The sequence below is a fragment of the Shewanella sp. YQ_9 genome (genome assembly GCF_043103185.1).
GTDB lineage: Bacteria > Pseudomonadota > Gammaproteobacteria > Enterobacterales > Shewanellaceae > Shewanella > Shewanella algae.
The window spans coordinates 47,004-59,043 of sequence record NZ_JBICJO010000057.1 but is presented as its reverse complement, the minus strand read 5'-3'; the positions used below and the strand labels follow the sequence as shown (position 1 = coordinate 59,043).

Here is a 12,040-nt window from a genome sequence, read left to right as displayed (position 1 = left end):
AGGGTTAAAATAGCCAAGTACAGCGATATTCCCTCTGTAATACCCCTTAAGGCATTAAATCCCACTGGCTTGAACCAGCTGAATCTGACCACTTGGTTTGCTTTTACCAGCAAATACAGTTTGGTTTGCATTCGGCTTGGCACAGACTAACAGTTCCATTTTTTAGAAAATTAACTCGCTTTTATTGCGATATTTTTTCTAATTTTACGGATTTAAACTGCCGACATTGATTCGAGAGGCAGAAACGAGATGAAACACTCACAGAGACTATTCCCCCTGCTTACACTCATGCTCAGCTTGATATTGCCGGGCAGTTTATTGCCGGGAGATGCCAACGCCGCCGAACAGGGCGTGGCAATCAACTATATCCATGGCGAAGGCCAGGCCAACGGTATCAAACTGGCTTATCAGCTGTATCTGGATACCCTGAAACCTATCAGTGAAGATTTGGAACTGACCCTGGAAGCCAGTATCAACTTTTGGGAATACGGCGAGGATAACCAGCATGATGTCAATCATGTGCTGGCCATGTCACCCATATTGAGATACCCGCTGATGAGGGGGCAATGGCTGGACTTTTATCTGGAGGCCGGGATCGGATTTGCCCTCTTGGATGACAGCCAATTTGCCGGTAAGGATGTCGGCTCACACTATCAGTTTGAAGACAGATTGGGCTTTGCCTTCAAATTTGGCCGTCAGCGCAAACAGACTGTCTCCATCACCTACCTGCATTATTCCAATGCCGGCCTCAGCAAGCCCAACCCAGGGCTCGACTTTGTCAACCTGGCCTACAGCTACCGCTTCTAACCCCCCTTTTAGGGAGTCGGGCCAATCAATTTACCGGATGATTGGCCCGAAAATAGGTCCACTCTTCCACAATGCTGCCATCCGGCAGGTGACAATAGCCTACAGTGCCATTTTGTTCCTGAACCAGCTCCAGCTTACCGCCGGATTCGACACAAAATACCGCTGCCGGATTAGGGCTTCCCACAGTATCTTTCAGACTCTCGGACTCGGTTTTTGCCGCCTCTTCAGAGCAGCCCGCCAACAGCAACAGAGTGCCCACAGTCATTACAGTTAATACTCGCATCTTGGCTCCTTACTCAGTCCCTTGGGCGCGCTCAATTGCCGCCGCAGACTTTCCAGTATCAGCTCAAACAAACTCCAAGCTACAAGGAGATAGCAAGGTCTGCAAGCGAATGAGTCACTTATCCAAGTTAATGATTTGAAAGTTATGAATATTGTTAAAAGTAAGCAGCAATTTTTGCCAGGCAGATCGTGATTTTTCCAATTTGATCAGGCTTGTTTTTTGGTGTTTGACAGTAAAGCGGGTAAAGTGTCGCGGTTATCACCTTTTTTGATACAAGGCATTAGCCTGCGATTGATAAAAGACCTACAAACATAATAATACAGACAAGGGAAGAGTATGAGCGACTCCAACTCCTGTGCGGGCAATGACCTGCGCGAAGTCAAGCAACTGGGGATGTGGGCTTCCATCGCCAGTTTAAGCTATATCTTCTGGCTGGTCGGCGGCATGGAACTGGTTGAACGTATCGCCTACTACGGCGTTAAGGCCAGTGCCGGACTCTATGCCAAGGCACCGGCTTCCGAAGGTGGCCTAGGTATCAGCCTCAGCGACTACGGTATCATTATTTCAGTCTGGGCCTTACTGCAGACCTTTGTGCCGGTATTTACCGGCGGGATCTCAGATAGGGTCGGCTACAAAGAGACCATCTTTGCCTCAACCATTATCAAGATCTGTGGCTACCTCTGTATGGCCTTCTTCCCCAGCTTCTGGGGCTTTTTGTTCGGCGCCATGTTGCTGGCGGCCGGTACCGGCATCTTCAAGCCCGGTATCCAGGGAACGCTGGTGCTGTCCACCAACCGTAACAACACCTCCATGGCCTGGGGTATCTTCTATCAGGTGGTAAATATCGGTGGTTTCCTTGGTCCCTTGGTGGCAGTGCATATGCGGCAGCTGTCCTGGGACAATGTGTTCTACGCCTGCGCCGCCATTATCTCGCTCAACTTCCTGTTCCTGCTGACGTACAAAGAGCCGGGTAAAGAGCAACGCCTGGAGCGGCAACGTAAGATCAAGTCCGGCGAACTCAAGCAGGAAATGCTTTGGAAAGATGCCTGGAGCGAGCTGAAAAAGCCGGTAGTCATTTACTATATGCTGGTGTTCTCCGGCTTCTGGTTCCTGTTCAACTCCCTGTTTGACGTGCTGCCTATTCATATCGCCGAATGGGTCGATACCAGCGTGATTGTCACCAGCCTGTTTGGCCCTGAAGGCACCAGTAATGGCATACTGCAATTCTGGCTCGGGCTGAACAACGAAGGCACCAAGGTCATGCCGGAAGGCATGCTCAACCTCAACGCGGGTCTGATTATGACCAGTTGCTTCCTGATAGCCGCCCTGACCGCCAAGTACCGTATCACCAGCGCCATGCTGGCCGGCTGTCTGCTGTCTATATTTGCCTTTGTGTTGATCGGTGCCACCCATGCGGCCTGGTTTATCGTGTTGGCAATCGCCATGTTCTCTCTCGGCGAAATGATGATAAGCCCAAAGAAGAACGAGTTTATGGGTAATATTGCCCCCGAAGGCAAGAAGGCCATGTACCTCGGCTTTGTGATGTTGCCACAGGGCATAGGCTGGGGCCTGGAAGGCTATTTCGGCCCCAAACTCTATGAAATCTTTGCCTCCAAAGAGATCTTCTCCCGTGAGATGCTGCTGGATAAGGGCATGTCACAGAAGGATGTGGCCGCCATTCCGCAGGGGGAGGCCTTTCATAAACTGGTTGAGTTCACCGGCCAAAGTGGCCGCGAGCTGACCGAGATCCTCTACCAGAGCCATAACATAGGCATGGCCTGGTACATCATAGGCGCCATAGGCACCATTTCCGCCGTCGGCATCTATATCTACGGTAAGTGGCTGCTGAGAATGCAGCAGGCCCAAGCCTGATTTGATACGCCACCTCAGGGTGGCGTTTTTATATATTGATTGTAAATGAGAGCTTGATCCCGCCAAGGGAACGGGCCAAAGTCTATGCTTAAAATAGCCATAAATAGAATGCAACTATTTGTATCCAAGGAAGTTTTATGCTTTTTAACCATCGTCTTCACCGGCAGATAGATTCATTGAAACAACGGCTCGAGGAACAGGGCCAGCAGCACCAGGCGACACTGGAGCAATTGCAGTTGCAACTGGGGCAGCTCAAACAGGAAAGGGACCAGGCACTGGCGCAAAACCGCGACTTCGCCGCCATGCTGGCCTGCCAGAACCAGGGCGGGCTTATGTTGCAATCGGTACGCGAGGCCATGGCCGAAGACGCCGGACGTCTGCTTGAGGAGCAAGGTAAGCTGGAGCAGCTCAACGCCCTGTTCGAGCAAACCCGCAGCGCCGTTGCCAGGCTGGGAGAGCGAGCCCATCTGCTCAGTTCACAGTCACAGCATAGTCTGGGGACAGTGGCGCAGCTGGATACCAGTACCCAAAGCATCAGCCAGTTTGTCAGCGCCATTCAGGGTATTTCGGCACAGACCAACCTGTTGGCGCTCAATGCAGCCATCGAAGCCGCACGCGCCGGAGAGGCTGGTCGCGGCTTTGCCGTGGTAGCCGATGAAGTCCGGCAGTTGGCGGCCAAGGCCAGTGACGCCAGCCAACAGATAGAGCAGTTGGTGCAGCAGATCATCACTCAGTCGGAAAGCATACGAACTCTGACAGATGACAACCAAGGCTGCGCCGATGAAGTGGCCAGCTCGGCGGTACAGATAGACACTGTGGTCACTCAGGTGTTGGCGCAATCGGCGCAGATGCAGCAGGTGATCAGCCATGCCGCGACTGTGTCTTTCCTCAACACCACCAAGCTGGATCATGCGGTATGGAAGCAGAATATCTATGAACTGCTGCAAAACCAGTGTTTTGATCAGCCGGTAAACAGCCACCATGACTGCCGTTTGGGTAAGTGGTACTACGAAGGACAAGGCGCCAGCCTCTATAGCTCACTCCCGGGGTTCCGCGAGTTGGAAGCGCCGCATGCATTGGTGCACGAGAGTGGCCGCCTGGCGCTGGAACACGCCGCAGCCGGCGACACCACAGAGCAGGTAATGGCGCTGCAACGGATGGAAGATGCCAGTATGCAGGTGGTGCAGGCCATAGATAGCATTATCGCCGCAGTTCAGTAGCCGTCAGTAAGCGACCGACTCCACCTCTTCCCGGGTCAACTCTCTGGCTTCGCCCTCGGCCAGAGAGTCATCCAGCACTATCTGACCTATCTGGCTGCGATGCAGCGCCAGCACAGGGTTACGAAAGCGGCCGAACATGCGTTTTATCTGGTGATATTTGCCCTCAGTGAGTATCACCTCGGCCTCATGGCTTGCCAAAATTCTCAGTTCGGCCGGCGCTGTGATGACGTTTTCAAACTCAAAGAAAAATCCGTCCCTGAAAGCCTCGATATAAGTGTCATCCAGCGGATTGGCCAGACGCACCCGATAACGCTTGGCTTTACTCGATGAAGGCAGGGTCAACGCCTGGGTCCAGCGGCTGTCATTACTGAGCAGCACCAGCCCGGTACTCTGCTTATCCAAGCGGCCGGCGATATGCAGCCCCGGCACCAATGCCGCCGGGGGCAGGCAGTCGAGTACGGTTTTATGCTCGGGATCTTGGGTGGCGCTCACTACTCCGGCAGGCTTGTTCAGCATCCAGTAGACAGGGTTTTGCCGCTGCAGCCATTGCTCATCGAGACGAATATGACTGAACTCATGGATAAGTCTGTCTGCGGCAAACACCTGCTCGTCATCGAGCCAAACCCGGCCATCGGCAAGCAATTGCCTGGCCTGTTTGCGGGGAATATTCAGCTGCCCGGCGAGAAACCTGTCCAGTCGCCCCCTCTTACTGCGCATCGTTTAAGGCGCCTTTAGCTTCAATCCGATAAGCACAGCGACGTGAACCATCCAGGATATGTTCGCGGCGACTGACTTCCACCTCAGGCCCCAGCAACTGCCGGAACAATGCCAGCTCAGAGCGACAAAAGTTCTGGCAACTCGTGGCCGCCGCGCAAATGGGGCAATGATTTTCCAGCAGCCAAAAGCCGGTACAGTCCGCTTCAATCTGCGCCATATAGCCTTCACGGCTTCGGATCTCGGCCAGGCATTCCAGCTTATCGGCCAGGGAAGCTGCAGTGGCCATCTGGCTCGAATAGCTCTTGAGGCTTTGCTGCTCCCTGTGACTGATGAGTTTATCCAAGCCCTCGTCACCAAAGACCTGACGCACTGAAGTTATCAGTTGCAGGCTCAGCTCATCGTGACGGTCGGCAAACAGCGAGCGACTCTGCTCGGTCAGCGTCCAATAACGCGCAGGTCTGCCGCGGCCTTCGGCCCTGTCTTCGGTCCGCACCAGCCCCTCGGCTTCAAGGGCTTGCAGATGTTGACGCACCCCCATACTGGTCAGCCCCAGCTCAGCGGCCAGGCTCTGGGCCGTCTGAGCTCCGTTCAACTTGAGAATGTCGACTATCTTGTCTGTGGTCTTCATGGCACCTCCAGCGCTGATTATGCCCGGTTCAGGACGCCGCATCCAGATTAAATAAACTTTTTTGTTTATTTTATCTTTACATTATTAAGTAAAGCACATACCTTATAAAACAATAAATAAACAAAAAGGTTTACTTAACATGAAATACCTAGTCGTCAGCGCCAGCCAACGTTTCCAATCCCAGAGTGCCAAGGTCGCAGAATTCATCACCCGGGAAATAAAGACCAAGCAACTCGCAGAGGCGGAACATCTGGAGCTCTGCGGTTTCAATCTTCCCTTCTGGGATGGTGAGCAGCAAAACAAGGGAGCCGACTGGCAACGGATAGAAGCCAAAGTGACAGCAGCCGATGCTCTGGTGCTTATCACTCCGGAATGGGGCGGCATGGCGACACCTTTGTTGAAGAACTTTCTGCTGATGTGTGACAGCCAACATACGGCCCATAAGCCCGCACTGCTGGTTGCGGTTGTCTCAGGCATAAGCGGCGCCTATCCCATCAGTGAATTGAGAATGAACGCCATGAAAAACAACAAACTGGTGGCCGTTCCGGATCATTTGATCGTCCGCGATGTCGAGAAAATGCTCAACCCCGAATGCGACAGCATCCGCGATGCCAGATTAAGAGAAAGGATAGGTTATAGCCTGCATATGTTGACCCAGTATGCAGCAGCACTGGCACAGATACGTTTTGCTCACAGGGACGCCCCCTTTCCCAAACAACAGGAATATTGCTACGGCATGTAAACAAAGGCCCAAACAGGCAGTAAAAGGGCAAGGAGAACGCAAATGATACAACTGGAACATCTGAACCTGGTGGTCGCAGACCTCCCCAAGACCCTGGATTTTTACCGCGCCGCCTTTCCTCACTGGCAGATCCGCTGCCAAGGAGAAGGAAGCTGGTATGGCAAGCCACGAAAATGGCTCCACTTCGGTGATGACTATCAATACCTGGCTTTCAGCGATAACGGTGAAGGCAATAACCGCGACTTGAGCGGTCATCAACCCGGGCTGGCCCACTTCGCCTTTGTCACTGCAGACATTGACGGGGTGATCAAGCGCCTGCTGGACGCAGGCTATAGCATAGATAAAGACGGTGCTGACGAGCCCTGGCGCCGCAATGTGTACTTCATCGACCCGGCCGGGTTTGAAGTGGAGTTTGTCCAGTACCTAAGCGATCTGCCAAAACAGCGCAATCGCCCTAGCTAAGGGCAATCATAAGTAACCTTACAGGCTCCCTCGCCTTCGCTCACTGGGTGGGGGAGCCGCCTTGATTCACTTCTTACTGTACAACCAGCCCAGGGTGACGGCACCTTGCCGTAAGACCGAATTCAAAGTAGACCGGCATAAAGACCCAAAAGCCGCTATTGACGGGCATTTCAAGAGCAAAAGGATCTGATGGCGTGGCGCGGTATGGCTAGACTTATACGAAGCCAATAATAGTCTTGGCCTCGAGGATAGAGTCATGAGTGTATTTACACGCTTGCTGGCCGTTTCGGACGACAGTAACAGAGGAAAACTGGCCCTGAGAAAAGCGGTGCAACTGGCCAATGCCAGCCATGCCGAGCTCACACTGCTCAGAGTCAAAACCCCTAAATATCATGGTATTGGTCAGTGGCTACAACAAAAAGTGCATCCACAGCCCTTGGTTTCCCATCTAAGGGAAAAGCGTCCACATTACCCATCGAGGGAACTGAACCTTTGCTTGAAGCAGTGTCAGGCCAAGGATCTGCCGACCGCCATTCTCACCGAGCTAAAACAGGCGCATTACGATCTGCTGTTGGTAGAACATCACAGCTACTCAGCCCTGCAGTGTGAATTGGGTCATACAGATGACTGGCAACTGCTGCAACGGGTGTCCCTGCCGGTGATGTTTGTCAGCGACTCTCCCTGGGAGCAGCAAGGGTCGTTACTGGCGGCTTTGGAGCTGGATGAAGACACGGAAGATCATTCCCATTTCAATCACAGATTGCTGCAACAGGCCTTTGAGTTTGCCGGTTTGCTGCAACAAAGGCTGCATCTGCTCAACTGCTATCAGGAAGCGGACATCAGTATGGCCTTCGATAACCAGCAACCCGGCTGTCGCTCTCAGAAAGACAATCAGTGGCAAAAACTGCGGCAGGTCGCCAGACCTTTGGCCTTGAGTGACGAGCAGTTGCATCTGGCCAGTGGCATGCCGGATCATGTGGTACCGGAGGCCGCCCACAAATGGCACAGCAACATAGTCATCATGGGCGCGGCAGAGCACAGAGGGTTGCTGAGCGAACTCAACGGCCACGCCTCTGAGCAGATGCTCAATCAACTACAGTGCGACGTGCTGGCCTTAAAGCCCAGTTGTCCCTTGCTGCATTGAATCACTTAAGCGGCCGCCCACCCTCGAGTGACAGGGTGCGGCCCGTCATATAACGGCTGGTCATCAGATACTTCACGGCGGCCAGCATCTCCTGCTCGCCGCCCTCTTTGGGCAATAATGCCTTGGCAAGCGCCTTTTGCCGGTAGGCGCTATCATCCTGCTCATTGAACAGCATCAGTGCAGGCGCTATGCCGTTGACCTTGACGCCCGGCGCCAACTTGGCGGCAAATGACAGGGTCAAATTATCCAGCGCCGCCTTACTGGCGGCATAGGCTATGTGCTTCTTACTACCCTTCTGCGCCACATAGTCGCTGATATGAATGATATCCCGGCTGCCTATCTCATCAGTTTCCAGTAGCGACGCCAGTGCCAGATTCAACTGATAGGGCACGGAGGCGTGGATCTGCATCATGCTGTCAAAAACCTCTGCGGCATCTGTGTCAGGCCGCTCCGGCATCCAATCCGAGGCGTTGTGAATGATTGCCCGCAGAGACTCATGCTTGCTTTTTACATCGGCAATAAAGGCTTTGATCTCGCTATTTTGCAAGAGATCCACTCGATGCAACTCGGCGCCCGCGGCCTTGAGCTCGTCGATGGCGGCGTAATGGCTGCGATAGGTACCGATGAGTGGATAGCCCTGAGCCATCAAGTCCCTGGCCATTGCCAGTCCCAGACGCTTTCCGACGCCGGTGATCAAAATAGGCTGCATGTGTTTTCCTTCCATTTGTCCGTCGCGCTATTGTTTCACGTTCGGCCGCACTCTGGCCAGTCTCGCCATCCGGGGTCCAACAACTGAGTATCACCTCTTGGAAACCCTATTGAAAATAGACAGATAATCTTGATTAATCGGCAAAATGCCGACCAGCTCGCATATTGGGATTTCAATGCCCTGAATACTTGAATATCGCTTCAGGCTTCAATAATATCGCAATATTAAATAATAACCATTCTCAATAAATCATATTCAACTACAAAGGTTACTCCCATGCGTATCAATCAGTTAATCCTGTTGGCAGCCCTGTTTACCCCTCTGGCCTTTAGTGCCGACAGCAAGTTCGGCGAACCGGTCGATCTGAATATCTTCGTGCCCATTTCCACATTGATGGCATCGCCGAATGACTATGTCGGTAAGGAGCTCACGGTAGAAGGCACCATAGTCTCAGTGTGCAGCAAGCGGGGCTGCTGGATGGAACTGGCAACCGACGACAGCTTTGATCGATTGAGAGTCAAGGTTCGCGATGGCGAGATGGTCTTTCCCGTCAGTGCCCGTGGGCAAAAAGCCTATGCTACCGGAGCGTTAGAGGCAATTGAGCTGGATCTCGAACAGACCCGCGCTTATCTCGGGCATCAGGCCCAGCAACACAACAAGCCCTTCGATCCTGAGTCCGTAACTCAAGCAGTGACTTTCTATCAGTTGCATCCATACGGAGTCGAAATCCGTGATGCTGAGTAACAAGCTGCGCAAAAGGATCCGTTTATTGCACAGAGACATAGGGTATCTGTGCATAGGCATGACTCTGGTGTATGCCATTTCGGGGATTGCCGTCAATCACATCAATGACTGGAACCCCAACTACCAGATAACCCAGAGTGAGAGCCGTGTCGAAGGGTTGAATCCTTCATTGGGTAACAGTGACATTCAAAGCCTGTTGAGCCGCCACTTTTCGCTGCAGGATAATATCCGCAGCGGTTATCGTGCCAGCGCCAATGAGTACCAAGTCTTTCTCAAAGATGGCAGCCAACTGAGCGCTAACCTGGTATCCGGCACAGTCTCGGCCGAGATAGTAAACAGCAGGCCATTACTGCAGGCTCTCAACTATCTGCATCTTAACCATGCCCGTGACGCCTGGACCTGGATTGCCGACATCTATGCCGCCATGCTGCTGTTTTTGGCACTATCGGCGCTGGTGATGTTGCGTAGTGGCAACCTGCTCAAGAGCCGCAAGACCTGGCTGACACTCACAGGCGTCCTGCTGCCTTTGCTGTTCATTCTGCTGCGCTAACGCACTCTGAACAAAACGCTACCAGATAACAAAGAACCCGCTCATGGCCGGGTTCTTCTGTTTTATGCCTCCTTGAAAGGCTTAGTGACCGAAACGGTATTCCACCCCCAGCCAATAGTTACGTCCCTCCTCGGGGAAACCCTCACTATAGGCGTAGTTGCGGTCAAACAGATTGTTGACCGAGGCATTAACACTCAGCCCCTGCCAGATGCGGTAGTCAAAGCGAATGCCGGTCACTCCGAAACCACTGGCGACCTGATTGCCATTTGAATTGCTGAGGCTGTCGCTGCGAGCTTCCTGACTCAGAATGATGTCCAGCTCCTCCAGCGGAGTCAGCTTAACCCAGGCAAAGAGTTGATGATCCGGCAGGCCGGTAACATCGAGCTGCTCATCCTCAACATCGGCGTGAATATAGCTGTAGCTCAGGCCAACACTGGCCCAATCGCTGAGATCGCCATAAATCCCCAGATCCAGCCCGTTGTAATCTACCCTGCCGCTGTTGCGGTTTTGGATAAGTGTCGGGGTGATGTTATGGGTCAAAATCGCATCGGACACCCGGTTATAGTAGACACTGCTGTCCAGTTGCCAGTTAGTCGCCAATGTCGCCTGATAACTGAGCTCCAGGTTGGTCGCCCGCTCAGGCTCCAGATGCGGGTTGACTATGGCGGTTTGCCCATAGGCGGGCCTGAAAGTGGTGTAGCGTTCTTTCAGCGTCGGAAAGCGGCTACGCTGGGATAGAGACAGTTGCAGTGTATCCAGGTTTGCCAATTCATAGCGGGCCATCACTTGCCAGTTGAAGGCGTGCTGCGAGTTGTCTTCATAGCGGGTCAGGCTGCCATCCTTTTCATGCTTGTAGCCTTCAAGGCTCTTTCGGGAGTCGTAGCTGATGCCCCCTACCAGATCCAGGTTATCTCTCAGTGCCCATTGATACTCCACTGCCGCCGACAGGGTTCTATCCTTGTACTTGTCAAACTCCCCGTCAGGCTCCCCTTGCTCCTTGTGCAGGTCTTCCTTCCAGTGAGCGGCAAACGACAAGATGTCGTCTTTGCGCATATCGATACTGAGCTGCAGGCCGGCACCATTGCTGGCATCGTCATAATGACTGTAGGGGCCTTTTTGCTGCTGCAGGTTTTCCAGGCTCTTGTATATCCTCAGGGTGTTTTCAAATTCATCGCGATAGAGGCGACTGTGCAGCACAACCCCAGGGCTGAACTCTGTATAGCCGCTGTAGTAAAAGCTCTGTTTGTCGTACTGCGGCCATTGCCAATAGGTAGGGCGAATATCGGCTTCAGTGCCGGCATAGGGCGGACTGTTCTTTTCCCCTTCCTGGCGGATATAGGTAAAGATGTACTCGTCTGTTTCATTGGGAGTCAAACCAAATTTGGCGGTACCGCGGCTATCGCTGTATGCCGAGTTGGCGCGTTTGCCGTCGCTGCCGGCGATCGGGTTGTCGTTGTCGTGGGACAGGCCGACAAAGTCTTTGGCCAGCTTGTTGCCGCTCAATTGGATAAAGCCCCAATCATTGCTGCCAGCCAGGCTGGCATCCAGGCTATAACCGTTGTCCTCTCCGCGGGCCCAGCCTTGGGAGGCGTTCAGTTGTGCTTCAAAGCTCTTCTTGGGTCTGCGGGTCGTCAGGTTGATGGCACCGCCCATCATGTTCGGCCCCTGCAGCAAAGAGGCATAACCTTTAGAGACTTCCACCGAGGCCAGATCCGACGCCAGAAAACGCCCCAAGTCCAGATTGCCGTCATAAGGGATGTAAATCGGGATCCCATCAAAAAACAGCGGCACCTGCTTGCTGTCAAAACCCCGAACCTTAACCTGAACCTCGTTACGACGACCGGATTTTTGCAGGCTGACCCCGGGAATAATATTCAGCGCCTCGGCCACGTTTTGCTTGTTCAGCATCTTGATGGTGTCTTGATTGACGCTGTCCTGATTGGCGGCAACCGGGCTGCCCCAGACACTGATCCTTTCTATTTTGGTTTCGTTTTTATTCTCAGACTCAGCCACGCTGCCATCGGCAAGCGCCAGCGGAGAAGCCAGCATCAGCGGCAGAATAGAGTAATAGTGCTTTGGTTTCATACTACAGACCTTCAATACTCAATCGATGTATAAATTTTTATATATCGATTATTAAAAAAATACCCGGAGCTCGATGC

Annotated in this window: 13 protein-coding genes; 8 read left to right on the top strand and 5 right to left on the bottom strand. The window is 53.0% G+C overall.

Features of this window, described 5'->3' with window-relative positions; genetic code table 11:
- Positions 1-249 precede the first annotated feature (249 nt).
- Positions 250-807 (top strand): acyloxyacyl hydrolase, encoded by a 558-nt coding sequence (locus ACF8D4_RS15285; RefSeq protein ID WP_101058235.1) that lies wholly within the window; start codon positions 250-252, stop codon positions 805-807.
- A gap of 25 nt (positions 808-832) precedes the next feature.
- Here the strand turns inward: ACF8D4_RS15285 and ACF8D4_RS15280 are convergent, their stop codons facing one another.
- Positions 833-1,090, bottom strand: a complete 258-nt coding sequence (locus ACF8D4_RS15280) for a DUF333 domain-containing protein (protein ID WP_304716312.1) — start codon at positions 1,088-1,090, stop codon at positions 833-835.
- 336 nt (positions 1,091-1,426) lie between these two features.
- Here ACF8D4_RS15280 and ACF8D4_RS15275 point away from each other — a divergent pair, with 336 nt between their 5' ends.
- Together ACF8D4_RS15275 and ACF8D4_RS15270 are read left to right on the top strand one after the other, a co-directional pair.
- Entirely contained in the window at positions 1,427-2,962 is a 1,536-nt protein-coding gene (locus ACF8D4_RS15275) for an MFS transporter (RefSeq protein WP_028780202.1), read from the top strand.
- A gap of 137 nt (positions 2,963-3,099) precedes the next feature.
- Positions 3,100-4,182, top strand: coding sequence for a methyl-accepting chemotaxis protein (locus tag ACF8D4_RS15270; protein WP_025886925.1), 1,083 nt, complete (start codon positions 3,100-3,102; stop codon positions 4,180-4,182).
- Between the two features lie 3 nt (positions 4,183-4,185).
- Here ACF8D4_RS15270 and ACF8D4_RS15265 read toward each other — a convergent pair whose 3' ends face one another.
- Together ACF8D4_RS15265 and ACF8D4_RS15260 are read right to left on the bottom strand one after the other, a co-directional pair.
- Entirely contained in the window at positions 4,186-4,899 is a 714-nt protein-coding gene (locus ACF8D4_RS15265; RefSeq protein WP_045283692.1) for a 16S rRNA pseudouridine(516) synthase, read from the bottom strand.
- Complete coding sequence (locus ACF8D4_RS15260; protein WP_392465804.1) at positions 4,889-5,527, bottom strand: helix-turn-helix transcriptional regulator; 639 nt, start codon at positions 5,525-5,527, stop codon at positions 4,889-4,891. Before ACF8D4_RS15260 ends, ACF8D4_RS15265 begins: the two co-directional genes overlap by 11 nt.
- Positions 5,528-5,666: 139 nt before the next feature.
- Here ACF8D4_RS15260 and ACF8D4_RS15255 point away from each other — a divergent pair, with 139 nt between their 5' ends.
- The 3 genes from ACF8D4_RS15255 (at position 5,667) to ACF8D4_RS15245 (ending at position 7,875) form a co-directional block, all read left to right on the top strand.
- Positions 5,667-6,269, top strand: coding sequence for an NADPH-dependent FMN reductase (locus ACF8D4_RS15255; protein ID WP_071238577.1), 603 nt, complete (start codon positions 5,667-5,669; stop codon positions 6,267-6,269).
- 42 nt (positions 6,270-6,311) lie between these two features.
- Positions 6,312-6,731: a VOC family protein gene (locus ACF8D4_RS15250; RefSeq protein ID WP_025009999.1), complete on the top strand. Its 420-nt coding sequence runs from the start codon at positions 6,312-6,314 to the stop codon at positions 6,729-6,731.
- A gap of 256 nt (positions 6,732-6,987) precedes the next feature.
- Complete coding sequence (locus tag ACF8D4_RS15245) at positions 6,988-7,875, top strand: universal stress protein (protein ID WP_144159232.1); 888 nt, start codon at positions 6,988-6,990, stop codon at positions 7,873-7,875.
- A 1-nt stretch (position 7,876) separates the two neighbouring features.
- Here ACF8D4_RS15245 and folM read toward each other — a convergent pair whose 3' ends face one another.
- Positions 7,877-8,584 carry a dihydromonapterin reductase gene (folM, locus tag ACF8D4_RS15240; RefSeq protein ID WP_392465800.1) on the bottom strand — a complete coding sequence of 236 codons (708 nt, stop codon included), beginning with the start codon at positions 8,582-8,584 and terminating at the stop codon, positions 7,877-7,879.
- 276 nt (positions 8,585-8,860) lie between these two features.
- Here folM and ACF8D4_RS15235 point away from each other — a divergent pair, with 276 nt between their 5' ends.
- On the top strand, positions 8,861-9,328 hold the full coding sequence (locus tag ACF8D4_RS15235) for a DUF4920 domain-containing protein (protein WP_025009997.1): 468 nt from the start codon (positions 8,861-8,863) through the stop codon (positions 9,326-9,328).
- Positions 9,318-9,878 carry a PepSY-associated TM helix domain-containing protein gene (locus tag ACF8D4_RS15230; RefSeq protein WP_117200350.1) on the top strand — a complete coding sequence of 187 codons (561 nt, stop codon included), beginning with the start codon at positions 9,318-9,320 and terminating at the stop codon, positions 9,876-9,878. Before ACF8D4_RS15235 ends, ACF8D4_RS15230 begins: the two co-directional genes overlap by 11 nt.
- Positions 9,879-9,959: 81 nt before the next feature.
- Here the strand turns inward: ACF8D4_RS15230 and ACF8D4_RS15225 are convergent, their stop codons facing one another.
- Positions 9,960-11,963 (bottom strand): TonB-dependent receptor plug domain-containing protein, encoded by a 2,004-nt coding sequence (locus ACF8D4_RS15225; protein ID WP_392465797.1) that lies wholly within the window; start codon positions 11,961-11,963, stop codon positions 9,960-9,962.
- Positions 11,964-12,040: the final 77 nt, after the last annotated feature.